General features: G+C 68.8%; 14 protein-coding genes. 5 read left to right on the plus strand and 9 right to left on the minus strand.

From position 1 onward, the window contains the following. The first annotated feature begins 28 nt into the window (after positions 1 to 28). The 4 genes from ACI3KT_RS06795 (at position 29) to ACI3KT_RS06810 (ending at position 6,120) form a co-directional block, all read left to right on the plus strand. A complete protein-coding gene (locus ACI3KT_RS06795; protein ID WP_307293364.1) occupies positions 29 to 649 on the plus strand; it encodes a TetR/AcrR family transcriptional regulator in 621 nt (206 codons plus the stop codon). Beyond that, positions 646 to 1,506, plus strand: coding sequence for a hypothetical protein (locus ACI3KT_RS06800; RefSeq protein WP_404903270.1), 861 nt, complete (start codon positions 646 to 648; stop codon positions 1,504 to 1,506). The genes ACI3KT_RS06795 and ACI3KT_RS06800 overlap by 4 nt, the downstream gene beginning before the upstream one ends. After that, on the plus strand, positions 1,503 to 3,344 hold the full coding sequence (locus ACI3KT_RS06805; RefSeq protein WP_307293362.1) for a YhgE/Pip family protein: 1,842 nt from the start codon (positions 1,503 to 1,505) through the stop codon (positions 3,342 to 3,344). The genes ACI3KT_RS06800 and ACI3KT_RS06805 overlap by 4 nt, the downstream gene beginning before the upstream one ends. 124 nt (positions 3,345 to 3,468) lie before the next feature. Continuing rightward, positions 3,469 to 6,120 (plus strand): penicillin acylase family protein, encoded by a 2,652-nt coding sequence (locus tag ACI3KT_RS06810; RefSeq protein ID WP_404903271.1) that lies wholly within the window; start codon positions 3,469 to 3,471, stop codon positions 6,118 to 6,120. A gap of 72 nt (positions 6,121 to 6,192) precedes the next feature. Here ACI3KT_RS06810 and ACI3KT_RS06815 read toward each other — a convergent pair whose 3' ends face one another. Together ACI3KT_RS06815 and ACI3KT_RS06820 are read right to left on the minus strand one after the other, a co-directional pair. Further along, on the minus strand, positions 6,193 to 7,353 hold the full coding sequence (locus tag ACI3KT_RS06815) for an endo-1,4-beta-xylanase (protein WP_404903273.1): 1,161 nt from the start codon (positions 7,351 to 7,353) through the stop codon (positions 6,193 to 6,195). Between the two features lie 122 nt (positions 7,354 to 7,475). Further along, positions 7,476 to 8,795, minus strand: coding sequence for an MFS transporter (locus tag ACI3KT_RS06820; RefSeq protein WP_404903275.1), 1,320 nt, complete (start codon positions 8,793 to 8,795; stop codon positions 7,476 to 7,478). A 107-nt stretch (positions 8,796 to 8,902) separates the two neighbouring features. Between ACI3KT_RS06820 and ACI3KT_RS06825 the strand changes: the two genes are divergently transcribed. Beyond that, positions 8,903 to 9,664, plus strand: a complete 762-nt coding sequence (locus tag ACI3KT_RS06825) for an alpha/beta fold hydrolase (protein WP_404903276.1) — start codon at positions 8,903 to 8,905, stop codon at positions 9,662 to 9,664. A 16-nt stretch (positions 9,665 to 9,680) separates the two neighbouring features. On the opposite strand, the gene ACI3KT_RS06830 is transcribed toward ACI3KT_RS06825, so the two are convergent. Genes ACI3KT_RS06830 through ACI3KT_RS06860 form a run of 7 tightly spaced genes read right to left on the minus strand, consistent with a single transcriptional unit; the run spans position 9,681 to position 16,925 of the window. Beyond that, on the minus strand, positions 9,681 to 10,496 hold the full coding sequence (locus tag ACI3KT_RS06830; protein ID WP_404903278.1) for a DUF2510 domain-containing protein: 816 nt from the start codon (positions 10,494 to 10,496) through the stop codon (positions 9,681 to 9,683). Positions 10,497 to 10,510: 14 nt separating this feature from the next. Beyond that, complete coding sequence (mnhG, locus tag ACI3KT_RS06835) at positions 10,511 to 10,900, minus strand: monovalent cation/H(+) antiporter subunit G (RefSeq protein ID WP_307293354.1); 390 nt, start codon at positions 10,898 to 10,900, stop codon at positions 10,511 to 10,513. Continuing rightward, a complete protein-coding gene (locus ACI3KT_RS06840; RefSeq protein WP_292906715.1) occupies positions 10,897 to 11,166 on the minus strand; it encodes a monovalent cation/H+ antiporter complex subunit F in 270 nt (89 codons plus the stop codon). The genes mnhG and ACI3KT_RS06840 overlap by 4 nt, the downstream gene beginning before the upstream one ends. Continuing rightward, complete coding sequence (locus ACI3KT_RS06845; protein ID WP_404903280.1) at positions 11,163 to 11,732, minus strand: Na+/H+ antiporter subunit E; 570 nt, start codon at positions 11,730 to 11,732, stop codon at positions 11,163 to 11,165. Before ACI3KT_RS06845 ends, ACI3KT_RS06840 begins: the two co-directional genes overlap by 4 nt. Further along, complete coding sequence (locus ACI3KT_RS06850) at positions 11,729 to 13,282, minus strand: Na+/H+ antiporter subunit D (protein ID WP_292906711.1); 1,554 nt, start codon at positions 13,280 to 13,282, stop codon at positions 11,729 to 11,731. Before ACI3KT_RS06850 ends, ACI3KT_RS06845 begins: the two co-directional genes overlap by 4 nt. Next, a complete protein-coding gene (locus ACI3KT_RS06855; RefSeq protein ID WP_404903281.1) occupies positions 13,279 to 13,938 on the minus strand; it encodes a Na(+)/H(+) antiporter subunit C in 660 nt (219 codons plus the stop codon). The genes ACI3KT_RS06850 and ACI3KT_RS06855 overlap by 4 nt, the downstream gene beginning before the upstream one ends. Beyond that, the gene (locus tag ACI3KT_RS06860) at positions 13,938 to 16,925 is read right to left on the minus strand and encodes a Na+/H+ antiporter subunit A (protein WP_404903283.1); all 2,988 of its coding nucleotides are present in this window, start codon (positions 16,923 to 16,925) and stop codon (positions 13,938 to 13,940) included. Before ACI3KT_RS06860 ends, ACI3KT_RS06855 begins: the two co-directional genes overlap by 1 nt. Positions 16,926 to 17,009 lie beyond the last annotated feature (84 nt).

A 17,009-nucleotide genomic window follows, 5' to 3' on the forward strand; every position in this document is an offset into this window, starting at 1 on the left:
GCATGTGCACTATACGTAAAATGGTGCCATGACCACTCGTGCACCCCGCCGCGATGCCGTCGAGAACCGCGCCGGCATCCTGTCCGCCGCCCGCTCCGCCCTCGCGAACGACCCCCATGCCTCCGTCGACGTCATCGCCCGCAACGCCGGCCTGTCCCGCCGCACCCTGTACGGGCACTTCGACGACCGAGACGCCCTCATCCGCGAGCTCATCTCGAGCGGAGCCCAGCGGTTCAACACGATCGCCGAGTCTGTGACCGACGACGACAGCCGCCTCGCGCTCGCCCGCCTGGCCGCGCTGCTCTGGCGTGAAGCCGCGCACGTGCAGGTCGCCGCAGCCCTGGCTCTCGACGAGGCGCATGTCGAGCACACAGCCGAAGCGCTCGCGCCGCTGCGCCGCACCGTCGCGAACCTCGCCCGTCGCGGTCAGGACGACGGGAGCTTCCGCACCGATCTCGCCGCCCCCACCCTCGCGCGACTCATCGAGGAGATGGCGCGCACGGTCATCTCACGCACCGACGCGGCGAGTTCCGAAGCCGCGAACGTCGCCGTCCGCGCCGTGCTGAGCATCGCCGGACTATCGTGGCGCGAAGCGGACGAGCTGCTCGCCGCGCATCCTCAGATCGTCGCTGCGGAGGACGCCGAATGAGAGTCGCACTGCATGACGTGAGCAAGGGCCGCGCGCTGCCCACCACGAGCCTCGAGTTCCACACCGGCGCCGTGCGCTACGCGATCGCAGAGACCGAACAGCGGCCGACCGTGCTCGGTCTGATCGCGAGCGGGCGCATGAACCCGGCGACCGGGCGGGTCACGATCGACGGAGCCACGGACAATCGCCTGCTGCGACGCACGATCGCGCTCGTCGACGCCCCCGATGTCAGCGACCCGCACGCCGACATCGCTCTCGCAGGCGTCGTCGGCGAGGAGCTCATGTTCGCAGGACGCGGCGCCACGCCTCTGCACGCCCGGCGCTGGCTCAACGATCTGGGCTTCGGTGAACTCGCTTCGGTGCCGATCGGCAACATCGACCCGGCTGCGCGCGTGCGCATCATGTGCGAGCTCGCGATCCTGCGTGAAGGGACCGAGGGCATCGTGCTCGTCTCCCCCGACCGGCACGGCGGCAGTCCCGATGGCTGGTGGCGCATCGCGCGCGAGTTCGCCGAGCGCGGCTACGCCATGCTCGTGATCGTGGGAGGCTCGGCGGCCGTCGCTCTGGATCGGATGCAGGAGCTGGGCGCCGTGAACGCCTCCGGTCCGATCGAGCCCCTGGTGCTCGACGACGCACCGGACGCGGAACCCGACGATGACCTGCCTCTTCCCGCAGACGGGTCGGACACCCGGCCCGACGCCGACACCGATGACCCGGATCCGGGGGATCTCGAGTCGGATGCCGCAGCATCCGCTCCGATGCACGAGCCCTCTGCCGATACAGCCGCAGGCGACGACGAAGACCAATCGCCGAACGCCACCCCCGAAGACCTGAACGAGAACGGAGCCGAACGATGAAGGTTCCCTCGATGATCGCCGCCGAGCTGCGGCGACTCACCGCCAGCAGGATGGGCATCCTCGCCCTCGTCGCTCTCGTGTGCGTGCCGATCCTCTACGGAGGTCTGTACCTCTGGGCGAATCAGGACCCCTACGCGAAGTTCCCCGACGTCCCCGTCGCCCTCGTCGTGAACGATGAGGGCGCCGCCTCGACGAGCGACCCTTCGACAGGCTCAGAGACCCAGGATTCGAGGGTCAACTACGGCGAAGACGTGGCCGACAACCTCATCGAGGGCAACGCCTTCGACTGGCAGCGGATGACCGCCGCCGAGGGTGCACAGGCGCTCCACGACGGATCCGTCGACTTCATGGTGACGATTCCGGCGGACTTCTCCGAGGCGCTGACCTCGGTCGCGTCCGACGATCCGCACCAGGCGCGCATCGAACTCGACACGAACGACGCGAACAACTACCTCGCCTCATCCATGGGCACTCAGGCCGTCGAGAAGATCCGCAGCTCGGTCGCCGAGATGGTCGGCAGCGAGGCCGCAGAGCGCCTGCTCACCGGGCTCAGCGACGTGCGCGACAACCTGATCACCGCGACAGATGGCGCCTCGCAGCTCGCCGACGGTGCGACGACAGCGGCGACCGGCAGCAGCACTCTCGCCGACGGCACGGCCCAGCTCGCCGACGGCACCGCCCAGCTCGCCGCAGGCGCCACCACGCTCGCCGCGGGTGCGCAGCAGGTGAGCGACGGCAACCGCAAGCTGGCCGACATCGCCGACCGCGCGGGCTCCGCCGTGCAGCAGGCCGCCGACGCCCTGCCGCAGGTGCGCACAGACATCACCACTCTGCTCGCCGATCAGGGGCTCACGCAGGAGGAGATCGACGGCGTCCTCGCCACGCTCGATCCGCTCGGCACGAAGCTGCAGGAGGGCAACACCAAGGTGCAGACCGCGGTCGGCCAGGTCGATCAGCTGGCCGACGGCGCCGCATCCGTCGCATCCGGGGCGTCGACCCTCGCAACCGGCGCCGGTACCGTCGCGACGGGCGCTGCGGCTGCTAACGACGGCGCCGCACAGCTGCGCGACGGGCTCGTCACTCTCCGCGACGGCATCGGCACGCTGCGTGACGGCCTCTCCGACGGAGTGGCCAAGATCCCGGCATCCACCGCCGAGCTGCGCACCCTGCAGGCCGACACGATCGCCGACCCGGTGAAGGTGTCGAGCGACAAGCTCGCCTCCGCCGAGGACTACGGCGCAGGCCTCGCACCGTTCTTCGCCGCCCTGTCGGCCTGGATCGGCATCTACGCCCTGTTCCTGATCGTCAAGCCGATCTCTCGGCGCGCGGTGACCGCACTGCATTCGCCGCTGCGCATCACTCTCGCCGGCTGGCTGACTCCGGCGATGCTGGGGGCTGTGCAGATGATCGGCCTGATGGGGATCCTCGCCATAACCCTCGGCTTCACCTTCAACCATCCGCTCGGCACCCTGGGCGTGCTGATCTTCGCCTCGGCGACGTTCGCGGCGATCATCCTCACGCTGAACGTGTGGCTGGGATCGGTGGGCCAGTTCCTCGGCCTGGTCCTCATGGTTCTGCAGCTCGTGACCGCCGGAGGCACCTTCCCCTGGCAGACGCTTCCCGCCCCGCTCGCGGCGCTGCATCACGTGCTGCCGCTCGGATACGTCGTGGACGCGATGCGTCAGCTGATGTACGGCGGCGATCTCGCCAGGGCGGGCTGGGACCTCGCCGTGCTCGGCATGTGGCTCGTGGGCGCCCTGCTGCTGGCGGCGATCGGCGTGACGCGCATGACGCACAAGCGCACACTGCGCGATCTGCAGCCGAGCCTGATCGGTTGATCGGATGCCGGGGCCGCACTTCCGTCAGGAGGTGCGGCCCCGGCTATGATGCGAGGACGCGTTCTGATACGCGGACCGGGGCTCTGTGGGACTGAGTCCCACTTACCCGAAAGAGTTCTCGACGATGACAACCGATTCAGAGACCCCTGCCGCGCCTTCACGACGGCCGCTCGCCGCCCGCATCGGCCGGATCGCCTTCCTCGTGGTCGCCGCGATCGTGGTCGTCGCCGTCGCCGCCGCCCTCTTCGTCACCTGGACGATCCAGCGCTCCTTCCCGCAGACCGGGGGGACCCTGGCGCTCGACGGACTGAAGGCCGAGGTCACGGTGCAGCGCGACGACAGCGGCATCCCCACGATCACGGCGGATTCCACCCACGACCTGTTCTACGCCGAGGGCTTCGTGCACGCGCAGGACCGCTTCTTCGAGATGGATTTCCGCCGCCACGTCACCGCAGGCCGCGTATCGGAGATGTTCGGCGAATCGCAGGTCGGCACCGACTCGTTCCTGCGCACGCTCGGCTGGCGCGATGTCGCCGAAGCAGAAGTCGCGGCCATGGACGAGACGACGCTCGGCTACTACGAGGCATACGCCGACGGCGTGAACGCCTATCTCTCGACACGCTCCGGCGCCGAGCTCTCGCTCGAATATGCCGTGATCGGCATGCAGAATCCCGACTACGCACCCGAGCCGTGGACTCCCGCCGACTCGGTCGCCTGGCTGAAGGCCATGGCGTGGGACCTGCGCACGAACATCGAAGACGAGACAGAGCGCGCTCTGCTCGCCGCCGATCTCGCCGCATCGGGATCCGATACGGCCGAGACGCAGGCGACGATCGAGCAGCTGTACCCGCCCTACCCGTTCGAGCAGAACCCGGTGATCGTCCCGAAGATCTCGAGCGTCCCCGCGACGGAGACGGATGCCGACGCCGCGGCCTTCACGACGGACGCCGACACCGGCATCCAGAAGGCGAGCACGACGATCGAGTGGCAGACGGCATCAGACGTCATCGAGGCGGCGAGCCTGCTCGTCGGCGATGTCGGCGAGGGCATCGGATCGAACTCGTGGGTGGTGTCGGGCGCCCTCACCGAAAGCGGTCTGCCCCTGCTGTCGAACGATCCGCACCTCGGCGCCGCGCTGCCCTCGGTCTGGTACCAGGTGCAGCTCAAGTGCTCGAAGGTCACCGACAGCTGCCCCTTCGACGTCGGCGGCTTCTCGTTCTCCGGTCTCCCCGGAATCGTGATCGGCCACAACCAGCAGGTCGCCTGGGGCTTCACGAACCTCACCACCGACGTCACCGACCTCTACGTCGAGATGATCGAGGGCGACCAGTACTGGCGAGACGGCGCCCTGGTGCCGATCGGCGAGCGCACCGAGACCATCGAGGTCGCGGGCGGGGACGACGTCACCCTGAAGGTCCGCTCCACCGTGCACGGCCCGATCATCTCGGGGCTCGTCGACGACTTCACCGCGTTGGCCGAGGACCCGGAACCCGCACTCCCGACCCTCCCGACCCAACCGGCGGTGTCTGCTCCCGATCACGAGTACGCGGTCAGTCTGCGCTGGACCGCCCTCGACCCCGGCACCGCATCGACCGCGATCTTCGCGCTGGCGACCGCGAAGGACTTCGACGACTTCCGTCGCGCCGCCTCCCTCTTCGACGTTCCCGCGCAGAACCTCATCTACGCCGACACCGCGGGCAACATCGGGTATCAGGCTCCGGGACGGCTGCCTGTGCGCGGCGCCGGAGACGGATGGATGCCGCAACCGGGATGGGACAGCGCCTACGACTGGACGGGCTTCATCCCCTTCGAGGATCTGCCGGTCTCGTACAACCCCGCCTCCGGATACATCGTCACCGCGAACAACGCGATCGTGACCGATGACTACGACTACTTCCTGTCGAAGGACTGGGACTACGGGTACCGGGCGGCCCGCATCGCGCATCTGATCGAGCGCCGCTCCGCCACGGCTCCCCTGACGGCTCAGGACATGAGGGACATCCAGATGGATGCCGAGATGTGGATCGGCAAGCAGCTCGCGGCCGCTCTCGTCGACGTCGAGGTGTCGGGTGCCGGTCCGCGCGAGGCGGTCGAGCTGCTGCGCGGCTGGGATGCGCAGAACGAGGCCTCCTCGGCTGCCGCCGCGTACGCGAACGTGCTGTGGTCGAACCTCGTGCAGAACCTCTTCGCCGAACGCGAGCAGCCGCTGCCGATCGACGGGCAGGGCCGGTTGTTCACGGTGGTGGGCGCTCTTCTCGACGACCCGTCCGATCCGCTGTGGACCAACACGGCGATCGACGTCGCCGGAATGGACGAGATGCTCGCGCTGTCGGCCGAAGAGGCGTACGACGAGCTGTCGGGTCTGCAGGGAACCGCCGTCGACGCCTGGAACTGGGGCGAACTGCACGCGCTCACCCTGACCAGCTCGACTCTCGGGGAGTCGGGCATCGCCCCGATCGAATGGCTGTTCAACCGCGGGCCGTATCCGGTCAGCGGAGGCGCCTCGGTCGTCGACGCGACCGGATGGAAGCTCGGCGCCTCGTATGCCACGACCACGGTGCCGTCGATGCGCATGGTCGTCGATCTGTCCGACTTCGACGCCTCGACCTGGATCCACCTCACCGGGGCGTCGGGTCACGCCTTCCACGAGCACTACACGGATCAGACCGAGCGCTGGGCGGCCGGGGTGCAGCAGCCGTGGGCGTTCTCGGCGAAGGCGGTGGATGCCGCGACCACGCAGACCCTGGTGCTGACGCCCGCCGGCGGGGAAGACTGACGGTCCCGCGTCGCGGCGCGTTCCGTGACCGAGCCGGTGGCGGACGACCCGAGCGGGCCGCCCGCCACCGGATCAGCGCCGCGGCGAGGTGCCGGGCGTCGCGTCGCGCAGCGAGCTGAGCATCACGTCGAACGCGGGCTTCGGCGAGTAGTCGTCCTCGAAGATCGTGGCCCAGCCCTCACCGGGGAAGACGTCGGGAACCCACGAGTTCGCGTCGGGGAATCCCCATACGGTGAACGACGAGCACGCCTTCACGTTCAGGCATGCCTGAAGCAGCCCGTCGTACCGCTCGGCCTGCGTCGCCACCTGCTCGGGCGTCGGGCCGGTCTCGCCGTCCTGCAACGGGATGCGGACGTCGGCCTCGGTCACCGCCACGTGCAGACCCAGTGCGGCGAACCGCTCGAAGTTCGCCTGCAGGGTCGTGTCGAAACCGTAGAGAAGGCTGAGATGCGCCTGAGCACCGAATCCGCCCAGCGGCATCCCGTCGGCCAGCATCCTCTGAGCGAGCGCGTAGTACGCGTCGGTCTTCTCGTTGATGCCCTCCGCGTTGTAGTCGTTGAGGAACAGCACGGCATCAGGATCGGCTTCGTGCGCCCAGCGGAACGCGTCTTCGAGGAGAGCCACCGGGTCGTCGGCGCAGGCCTTGAGGAACGGGTTGGCCTCGGTGCGCAGCTTCACGCCGCCGTTCTCCCAGGTGTCCTGGAAGATCTCGTTCGCGACGTCCCACTCGTAGATCTCGCCCTTGAAATGGCCGACCACGGTGCGGATGTGGTCTTCGAGCACGTCGCGCGCTTCGTTGCAGGTCCAGGTCTTGCTCGCCTCGGTGACCCAGGCCGGGTTCTGGCTGTGCCACAGCAGCGTGTGCCCGCGGACCTGCTGATGATTCGCCTTCGCGTAGGCGACGAGCGCGTCAGCGGACGTGAAGTCGTACACGTCGGGGGCGGGATGCACGGCATCCCACTTCATGTCGTTCTCGGGGGTCAGAGACGAGAACTGCGCGCCGAGCACCTGCTGGTACTGCGTCGGGTCGGCCGCGTCGTAGTCCATGAGCTGCTTCTGGCCCCACACCGCGCTGCCGATCGCGAGGTCTTTGGGCGCCTGGTTGCGCAGAGCGTTCTTGTCGGCGTTGCTGTGCCCGGGCGGCGCGGCATAGGCGGTGCTCACGCCGCACAAAGGCAGCAGCAGCACGGCTGCCGCAGTGACCGAGAAGAGTGATCGCAGAGATCGTCGCATGTGGTTCTCCTGACATCATCGTCATGGCGGGCATGCCGCCGCACATATGTTGCTTACGCCAACAAAAGGTAGCAGCAGTTCCGCACGATGGCGACCCTCGGATCGCGATCCGGGAGCGGGCGTCAGGCTGACGCTGTCGCGGCACGCCGGGCGATGAGCCAGGTGCCCGACGCCGCGGCGAGGAAGATCGCGGCCAGCACGACCCACCCGAAGAAGCCGTAGGTGATCGCGGTGGCGTTCACGACGAGGGGCGCGGCGAGGGCCCCGAGCGAGAACCCCATGCCGAAGACGCCCTGGTAGGCCCCGGCGCGCTTCGCGTCGGCGAGCTCGAAACTGAGACCCCAGCCGCCGGCCTGGGACAGGATCTCGGCGAACGTGTATGCGATCGTCGCGATGAGCAGCAGCACGATCGCCGCCCACACGGGCAATCCTGCGGCGAGCGCGTAGACGAGGCACGCGATCACGATCAGTCCGCCTGCGATCAGCGTGACACGACCCGCGGTGCGCACATCGTGCGTGCCGCGGGACGCGCGCACCTGGAACATCACGACGAGGACCGTGTTCACGATCAGCAGCACGGCGACCATCACCTCGGGGGCGGTCGTCTCCCGGGTGATCCACAGCGGCACGCCGAGTTCGAAGACCCCGAACTGCATGGCGAAGATCCCGGTGAGTGCGGTCAGCGCCAGGTACTGCGGGTCGCGCCATGGCGAACGCTGGGCCCAGTCCTTGCGCTCGGCGAGCGCGGCAGCCGCGGCGGCCGTGTCGATCGAGCCGGTCTCGGTCACCTGCGGCCCGAGCCGCGTGCGTGCGGGCGCGTCGACGTCCGCGGTCAGCCGCAGCAGCGGCAGGGAGCCGACCGCGCAGAGAAGGCCCGCCACGGCGATCACCGCACGGTACGCCTCCGGGGTGCCGAGAGCGAGGGCGATCGCGCCGATCGCCGATCCCAGTGCGATCGAGAGGTTGGTGACCGTGCGCAGCACGGCGCGGGCGTGCACCCGCCGCTCAGGCGCGAAGCCGCGTGCGATGATCGCGGAGCGTGCCGAGTGACCCATCGAGTCGAAGAAGCCGGAGAGGGATGCGAGCAGCAGCGCTGAGGTGAAGTCGCCGGCGAACGCGTACGCCGCGAGCAGCAGTCCGCCGAGCGCCTCGAAACCGAAGGTGAGCCGGCGGGCGCTCCATCGATCGGCGAGCCAGCCGCCGAGGAAGGACGCCACGACGCCGCATCCGCTCGACACCGCGAGCACGATGGCCGCCTCGCCCGCACTCAACCCGACGATCTGCGTGAAGAACAGCACGGTGACCGCGAGGAACACCCCGCGGCCGATGCGTGAGACCGCGACGGCCGCGACCAGGGCGTTCAGCACCGGGTCGGTCAGGCTTGCGGAGATCCGCGCCCGCAGCCCCCGCTTCTCGGCAGTTTCGGATGCAGGGGAGGACACTGATCCATCCTCGCACGCGGCTCGCTCCCTGCCGCTCCACCGGTGGCGGATCCTGGACCCTCGCGCTCCGTCACGGCGGGAGTGCGCGGGTCGGATAGCGTGGGAGGATGCCGAACCGTCTGCTCGCCCCGCAGGGTGCTCCGGCATCCGTCGTCGAATTCGAGCATGCCGGCGCGACGCTCGTGGCCGAGACGTTCGGAACCGGCGGACCGGTGTTCCTGCTGCTGCATGGCATCGGCATGGGCCGCAGCGTGTACCTCGACCTGGTCCGCCAGCTCGACGGACGCGTGATCGCGGTCGACCTGCCCGGATTCGGCGAGGCGCCCGAGCCCGAGCGCACTCTGACCATGCAGCGGCACGCCGACTTCCTGGCGGCGTATCTGCGCCATGCCGACGAGTCGCCGGTCATCGTGATCGGGCACTCCATGGGCAGTCAGATCGCCGCGGAACTCGCGGTGCGGCATCCGGCGCTCGTCGAAGGCGTCGTCCTGGCGGGTCCGACCGTCGACAGCGCCGCGCGCAGCATCCGCGCTCAGGCCAACTATCTCCTGCGCGACCTGCTCGGCGAGAGCCCGCTGGTGCTGTGGCGCGGAGCGCGCGAATATCTGCGCGGCGGGCCCCACCTGCTCCGCAAGATGCGTGCCACGATCGTGCACGAACCCGAGAAGGTCTATCCCCGCATCGCGGTTCCGGTGCTGGTGCTGCGCGGCGAGCGCGACCCCATGGCTCCGCAGACCTGGTGCCGCGAGATCGTCGATTCGGTTCCGCAAGCCGAGCTCGAGGTCATCCCCGATCGCGGCCACAGCACGCTCATCAGCGACGCCGAGGTGGCCGCGGACCTGATCCATCGGTTCGCCGAGCGGATCTGATCCGGTCGGCGTTCGCTCACCGCAGCGGTGGAGGGGATGTCGGCAGGAGCATCGCGTTCCGGCGCGAGCGCGTCAGGAGCAGGATGAACAGCGCCAGTCCGGCGAAGACCACTGCGAAGACGAAGCCGATCGCGATCATGAACGCGCCCGCGGGACTCGCGCTGAGCGCGGCGCCCGTCACGCCCAGGGCGAGTCCGAGTACGGCGAGACCTGCCATGAACCAGCCGACGATCATCGACGTGATGTAACCACGGGGACCGGCGTAGCCTGGGCGCGCGCCGAACTTCATGCCGATGTACCAGCTCCAGCGAGCGCCCGTCCACCACCGGGTGACCTGCCCCGTCATCGGATACCAGCCGGCACCCGGGCCCTCCACTTCGCCGGGGAGCGGCCGGGCGACCGGGTCGATGATCGGCATGCTCTGCGGCGCAGGCAGGGCGCGCACCCCCTGCGAATGTCGCGCCCCGACGATCCAGACGACAGCCACCAGCACGAACAGCACCGGAGTGACGAAGTTGCCGGGACTCCGTGTGGCCAGCGCCAGTGACAGCTGAGCCAGGCCGAGCACCAGGAACATGATGCCGAGGATCAACCCGGTCGACGGCGGCTCGATGGCGAAGGCGTCAGGCTTCGGTTTGCCGTCGCGGATGCGGTAGGGCGTCCACACCGTGCCGTCCCACCAGCGGACGTCCACGGTTCCCGGCACGAGGTACCACCCCATCGATGGCGCCGCGACCGGCGAGTCCCGCTCGTGCGCGGTCCATTGCGCTCCGTCCCACCAGCGCTGCCGCCCCGGCACGCCTGCGTCGTACCACCCCTGCGGTGTCGTCATCTCGGCCCCTTCCCTCACCCCGCCGCGGGCGGAGTCTGCTTCGAATCGGCGAGCTCGTCGACCACGAGGTTGCGCTGCTCGATCGAGCCGTTGCGGTACGCCTGCCGTCCGACCATGTGCGCCGACAACGGGGCGGTGGCGAACTGCATAAGCACGATCGGCGCGACGAGCACGAGGCCCAGCAGGATGCCGCCGATCGAACGCTGAGACAGCGCGATCGCCAGGCAGATGAGCAGGAGTCCCAGCACCTGGGGCTTGGTGGCCGCATGCAGACGGGAGGGCACATCGCGGAAGCGCAGAAGGCCGATCGCAGCGAACAGGCACAGCAGGGCGCCGACGAGGATCAGCACGAGCACCGCCGCGTCGATCACGGCATCGGGGATCATGAGACCGAAGACGTTCATGGTGTCGTGTTGTCCCTCCGGGCGACGAAGCGCGCCACCGCGATCGAGCCGAACACCCCGATCGCGGCGATGATCAGCAGCACCGGGATGCTGCGGGTGTGCCCGTTGATCGCCATCTCGGCCCCGAGCACGCACATCACCTCCGTCAGCAGCACGTCGCTCGCGACGGCGCGGTCGAGGATCGACGGGCCGCGGACGATGCGGATCACGGTCAGCAGCGCCGCGACGCCGAAGACCACCATGATCACGCCCAGCAGGATGCTCATCGGTCCGCCTTCCGCTCGTCGGCCCTCAGCGCACGATACTGCGCCGGATCTCCCAGTGCGCGGACGATGCGCTTCTCCCAGCGGAGCACTCCCTCGCGCTGCTTCTCGACGTCCGCCATGCTGCGCACCCCGATCACGTGCAGATACAGGATGCGGCGGTCGCGGTCCGCCTCCACGACGAGCGATCCGGGGATCAGCGACGAAGCGACCGACACGTGCGTCATCATCAGGTCGTCGGAGTATCTCAGCGGCACGGCGATGATCGCGGTTCCCGGATGGCGACGGAGATCGAGCACCTGCATCGCGACGATGAGGGCGCCTCGCACGACGGCGAAGAGGAACTGCACTCCGAGGATCACCGCGAACCAGAGGTTCACCCGGCCCGAGAGCTCGACCGTGGGGAGGCGGAACACGCGCGTCACGAAGACCGCGACGATGAGGCCGGTCACGAACGAGAGCAGCGTGAACTGCGCCCACAGCAGCATCCACAGCACGACGAGCCAGGCGAGAAACGGCAGTTGCACGCCGAGGTCCCGCCAGAAGTGCCGGGTCGTGTCTGGACTCATCCCTTCACCTCGTCTTCGAGCTGGGTGAGCGTGACCGGCTGCAGCAGCGCCTCGCCGATGCGGTCGCAGAGCGCGTACAGGGGTCCCGCGAACACGGTGAGGGCGATCGTGACCACGACCATTCCTGAGGTCGCGATGGTCATGATGGCCGGGATGCGACGGCGCTCCTGCTGCTCGTCGGCGGCGGGCGCGTTGCCGAGATGCGAGAGCCGCCCCTCGGTCTCGGCCGAGTCCTCCTCCTCGCGCCAGAACGCGAGGTTCCACGCGCGCATCAGGGCGTAGAGCGTGAGCAGAGAGGTGACGATGCCGCCGACGATCAGCACGATCATGAGGGGGGTGCCGACGGATGCTGCGGCCTCGAACAGAGCGAACTTGCCGATGAACCCGGAGAAGGGCGGTAGGCCGCCGAGGTTGATCGCGGGGATGAAGTACAACACGGCGATCACGGGCGCGACTTTGAGCAGGCCCTTCACCCTCAGGATCGACGTGCTGCCGGCCCGGCGTTCGACGAGTCCCACGGCGAGGAACAGCGTGGTCTGCACGATGATGTGGTGGACGATGTAGTACACCGTCGCGCCGATCGCCGCGGGCGTCGCGATCGCGAGGCCGAAGATCATGTAGCCGACGTGGCTCACCAGGGTGAACGACAGGATCCTCTTCAGCTCGGCCTGCGCGACCGCGCCGAGCACGCCCACGATCATGGTCGCGAGAGCGATGATCAGCAGCAGCGTGTTGATGTCGTTCTCCGAGAACAGCTGCGTCTCGGTGCGGATCAGCGCGTAGACGCCGACCTTCGTCAGCAGTCCCGCGAAGACCGCCGTGACCGGCGCGGGCGCCGTCGGGTACGAATCCGGCAGCCAGAACGACACCGGGAAGATCGCGGCCTTGATGCCGAAGGCGAGGACCAGCATGAGATGCAGGACCAGTTGGGTCTCCTGCGGCAGCTCCGTCATCCGCTCGGCGATCTGCGCCATGTTCACGGTGCCGAGGGCGCCGTAGACCATCGCGATCGCGGCGAGGAACAGGATCGACGAGACCAGCGAGACGACGATGTAGACGGCGCCGGTGCGGATGCGGGACTCGGTGCTGCCGAGGGTGATCAGCACGTACGACGCGACGAGCAGGATCTCGAATCCGACGTACAGGTTGAACAGGTCGCCCGCGATGAACGCGTTGAAGATGCCGGCCGCGAGGATCAGGTACGACGGATTGAAGATCGAGATCGGGGTCTCCTCCGCCCCGTCTGCGATGCCCTGGCCGACCGAGAAGAGGAGCACCGCGAGCAGCACGATGCTCGACACCAGGACGAGCAGGGCCGCGAGCCGATCGACGTAGAGCACGATGCCGAACGGCACCGGCCAGCCGCCGACCGAGACCGCGAGCGGGGCACCGGCATCGACCACGACCAGCAGCACGGCCGCGATGATCGAGACGACCACCAGCGTCACCACGGTGACGATCGACTGCACTCGCGCGTTGCGCCCGAAGATCAGCGTGATCGCGGCCCCGAGGAGCGGCAGGGCGACCAGAAGCGGGATGAGCGAGTTCATCGGCCGTCCTCCTCTCCGGCTTCTGGAGCCTGACCTCTGGGTTCCTGAGCCTGTCCCCCGGGTTCCTGAGCCTGTCCCCCGGGTTCCTGAGCCTGACCTCCGGGTTCCTGAGCCTGACCTCTGGGTTCCTGAGCCTGTCGAAGGACGGGCGCGACCGGCCGGTCGACTGGCGCCCCGTCGACGATCGCAGGATGATCGCGCATGTGCAGCACCGTGATCGGGGCTGTCTGCAGGCCGACGAAGTCGGTCGTGGCGTCGTCGTCGGCGTAGTCGCCCTCGTCGTCGCCCATGAGATCTTCCTCGGCATCCGTGCGGCCGCGGATCGCGATGTCGTCTTCGTCGTCCTCGACGGTGTCGGCCTGGCCCAGCTGCCAGGAACGGTAGATGAGGGCGAGCAGGAAGGCCGAGACGGCGAACGTGATGACGATCGCCGTGAGGGTGAGCGCCTGCGGCAAGGGGTCGCTCATCTCGCCCTCGGCGCCGAAGAACGGCGCGTTCCCCGGCGCGCCCATGACGATCAGCAGCAGCAGGTTCGTGGCGTTGCCGAGCAGCAGGAATCCGATGAGCACCCTGGTGAGGCTGCGCTCGAGCATGGCGTACACGCCGCACGCGAACAGCACGGCCATGATGACGATGAGGGTCAGCGACACATCCATCAGATGTTCACCCCTCTCGCCCGCGATCGGGTCCCTGAGCCTGTCGAAGGGTCCTGAGCCTGTCGAAGGGCTGCGGCCTGCCGATCGACCTCGGCGCCGAGACTGCGCAGAACGTCGAGCACCAGCCCGATCACGACGAGATACACCCCGATGTCGAAGATCGTCGATGTGACGAACTCCATGTGACCGAGCCCCGGGATCTCCCACTCCCAGAATCTGCTGGTGAGCGGGGCCAGGCCGAAGAACAGCGGCACGACCGCCGAGCCGACCGCCAGCACGAGCCCCGTGCCGAGCAGCCGCCCGGCATCGGTGGGCGCCGCGGCGCCCAGCTCCCAGCGTCCGCCCGCGATGTACCGCATCACGAGGGCCATGCCCGCCACGAGGCCGCCCGCGAAGCCGCCGCCGGGCAGGTTGTGCCCCGAGAACAGCAGGAAGATCGACACGACGATGATGGTGTGGAACAGCACGCGGACGATCACTTCGAGCAGGATCGACCGGTTCTCGGGTTTCATGTTCGTGCCGCCGACGAGCCAGGCGCGAGGGCTGCTGCGATTCTCGGACGTCTGGAAGCGGATGCCGTCGGTGGTCTCGACGAGCGGCCTGCTGCGCGTCGCGCGTCGAGTGGTCCGGGGAAGGGTCCTGGTCTCGGCGAGCAGGTCGGCGCGATGGGTCACGAAGACGAGGGAGGCGACTCCCGTCGCCGCGAGGACGAGCACGGAGAGCTCGCCCATGGTGTCCCAGCCGCGCAGGTCGACCAGGGCGACGTTGACGACGTTTTTGCCGTGCCCTATCTCGTACGCGAGCTTCGGGAACGCCGCCGAGATGGGATCGGCGACGCGCGACTGCGTCGCGACGATCGCGACGAGAGCCATGGTGACGCCGACCCCGATGCCGAGCAGGGCACGGGGGATGCGGCCGACCGAGGCGTTGTGCTCGCCCATCCGCGCCGGCAGCCGCCGGAGTACGAGCGCGAAGGTGACCATCGTCACCGTCTCGACGAGGATCTGCGTGAGCGCGAGATCGGGCGCCCCGCTCGTCGCGAAGAGGGCGACCATGCCGAGGCCCGTGACCGACACGAGCACGACGCCGGTGTATCGCTTCTGCGCGCGCACGGCGAAGATGCCGGCGACCGCCATCAGGGGTGCGGCCGCGATCTGCGCCGGAGTGTGCCAGGCCGAGAGCTGGAAGCGGTCGATGTCGCTCGCGAGCAGCGCGGTGGTCTCGGCCGCCACGAACACGACGAAGATCGTGCCGACGTAGACCGGCAGCGAACCCCGCTGCGTCAGCGTCGTGCTCAGCACCGACAGCCGGTCGATCGCGCGGACCACCCAGTAGTACGCGTCGGCGGCGGTGAACGGCAGCACTCGCGGCCTGCGGTCCCACCCCGTGCGACGGGTCAGCAGGAAGACGCTGATGCCGAGCAGGATCGAGCCGATCGAGATGCCGAGTGCGGGCTCGAAGCCGTGCCACAGGGCGAGGTGTCCCGGCCCTTCGGCGGCGTCGCCCGCGTGATCGAGACCCGGCGTCGCGGTGATCGCGTAGCCGTGCAGAGCGATGTCGAGCGCCGGGGCGGCGAGCCCGGCCGCGATCGTGAGCGCCGCGAGCACGATGGGGGCGGCCACGAAACCGACCGGCGGGCCGGGCCACGCCGTGTCGGGCAACCGATCTCCGCGCTCGTCGCGCTTGGAGAAGAACGCACCCCACAGGAATCGCGCGCCATATGCCGCAGTGAGCATGGACCCGAGGACGACGCCCACGAGGGCGACCAGACCCCAGACCGAGCCGCCCAGCGCGTCGTCGAGAAGGGCGGTGAGCGCCGACTCCTTGGCGACGAATCCGATGGTCGGTGCGATGCCCGCCATCGAGGCGACCGAGACGAAAGCCGTCACGGCCAAGACCGGCGCCTGACGGCCGACCCCCGACAGCTCGGTGATGTCTCGAGTGGAGAGCTGACGGTCGATCACGCCGACGATGAGGAACAGCGCCGACTTGAACAGCGCGTGACCGATCACGAGGGCGAGCCCGGCCAGAGCCGACGCCTGCGTGCCGTAGCCGATCACGACTGCGAAGAAGCCGAGCTGGCTCACCGTCCCGAAGGCGAGGATGCGCTTGAGATCGGTCTCGCGGAGGGCCTGCACGCCGCCCAGCAGCATGGTGAAGACGCCCAGTGCGATCAGGATCGGCCGCCACGGGCCGCTGAATGCGAAGATCGGCGCGAAGCGCGCGATGAGGTAGATGCCTGCCTTGACCATGGCGGCGGCGTGGAGGTACGCGCTGACCGGAGTCGGCGCCGCCATGGCGCCAGGCAGCCAGAAGTGGAAGGGGAACAGCGCCGACTTGCTGATCGCGCCGATCAGCAGCATCACGATCGCCGCGTCCACGATCGGCCCGGTGGGCGCGAGTGCGAGGATCTCGCGGATGCTCGAAGTGCCCGCGTCGACGACGAGCAGCACCACTCCCACGAACATGATCAGGCCGCCGAGTGTCGTGACGAGCAGCGCCTGCAGTGCGGCACGGCGGCTGGCGGCGCGGCGGCGGTAGTAGCCGATGAGGAGGTACGAGAGGATGCTCGTCACCTCCCAGAACATGACGAGCATGACCAGGTCGTCGGTGAGCACGAGCCCGTACATCGCTCCGGCGAAGCCGAGCAGCACGGCCGCGAACTGCCCGAGACCGGCCGAGTCGTCATGGAAGTACCAGCGGCAGTAGAAGAGCACGAGCGCGCCGACACCGGTGACGATGAGAGTCAGCACCCAGCCGAGCACGTCCATGCGCATCGACATGTCCAGCCCCAGCTGCGGAATCCAGGCGACCGACTCGAAGGGCGTGGATCCGGCGTCGAGAACCTGCGGCGTCAGCATCAGGGCGTGGATGAATGCCGCGGCTGGAATAAGAGCGGCGATGAAGAACGCCCGAGCGCCCATCCAGCGCACCAGAACGGGCATGAGAACCGAGGAGAGGAGGAAGGCGCTGAGGAGAGTCAGCATGATCGTGGCTCCCTCGGGGCTCGTCGGCCTTGCGGCGCTGGCGGGCGGGTGTCCATCCAGTTTACCCGGGCGCGTGCGGGCCCC

It is taken from the genome of Microbacterium sp. ZW T6_19 (assembly GCF_044987465.1).
Classification (GTDB): domain Bacteria; phylum Actinomycetota; class Actinomycetes; order Actinomycetales; family Microbacteriaceae; genus Microbacterium; species Microbacterium natoriense_A.

What these genes read in the sequence shown, in the direction of transcription:
- ACI3KT_RS06795 (WP_307293364.1), top strand. Translation starts at nt 29, where the DNA reads ATGACCACTCGTGCACCCCGCCGCGATGCCGTCGAGAACCGCGCCGGC.
- ACI3KT_RS06800 (WP_404903270.1), top strand. Translation starts at nt 646, where the DNA reads ATGAGAGTCGCACTGCATGACGTGAGCAAGGGCCGCGCGCTGCCCACC.
- ACI3KT_RS06805 (WP_307293362.1), top strand. Translation starts at nt 1,503, where the DNA reads ATGAAGGTTCCCTCGATGATCGCCGCCGAGCTGCGGCGACTCACCGCC.
- ACI3KT_RS06810 (WP_404903271.1), top strand. Translation starts at nt 3,469, where the DNA reads ATGACAACCGATTCAGAGACCCCTGCCGCGCCTTCACGACGGCCGCTC.
- ACI3KT_RS06815 (WP_404903273.1), bottom strand. Translation starts at nt 7,353, where the DNA reads ATGCGACGATCTCTGCGATCACTCTTCTCGGTCACTGCGGCAGCCGTG.
- ACI3KT_RS06825 (WP_404903276.1), top strand. Translation starts at nt 8,903, where the DNA reads ATGCCGAACCGTCTGCTCGCCCCGCAGGGTGCTCCGGCATCCGTCGTC.
- ACI3KT_RS06830 (WP_404903278.1), bottom strand. Translation starts at nt 10,496, where the DNA reads ATGACGACACCGCAGGGGTGGTACGACGCAGGCGTGCCGGGGCGGCAG.
- mnhG (WP_307293354.1), bottom strand. Translation starts at nt 10,900, where the DNA reads ATGAACGTCTTCGGTCTCATGATCCCCGATGCCGTGATCGACGCGGCG.
- ACI3KT_RS06840 (WP_292906715.1), bottom strand. Translation starts at nt 11,166, where the DNA reads ATGAGCATCCTGCTGGGCGTGATCATGGTGGTCTTCGGCGTCGCGGCG.
- ACI3KT_RS06845 (WP_404903280.1), bottom strand. Translation starts at nt 11,732, where the DNA reads ATGAGTCCAGACACGACCCGGCACTTCTGGCGGGACCTCGGCGTGCAA.
- ACI3KT_RS06850 (WP_292906711.1), bottom strand. Translation starts at nt 13,282, where the DNA reads ATGAACTCGCTCATCCCGCTTCTGGTCGCCCTGCCGCTCCTCGGGGCC.
- ACI3KT_RS06855 (WP_404903281.1), bottom strand. Translation starts at nt 13,938, where the DNA reads ATGGATGTGTCGCTGACCCTCATCGTCATCATGGCCGTGCTGTTCGCG.
- ACI3KT_RS06860 (WP_404903283.1), bottom strand. Translation starts at nt 16,925, where the DNA reads ATGCTGACTCTCCTCAGCGCCTTCCTCCTCTCCTCGGTTCTCATGCCC.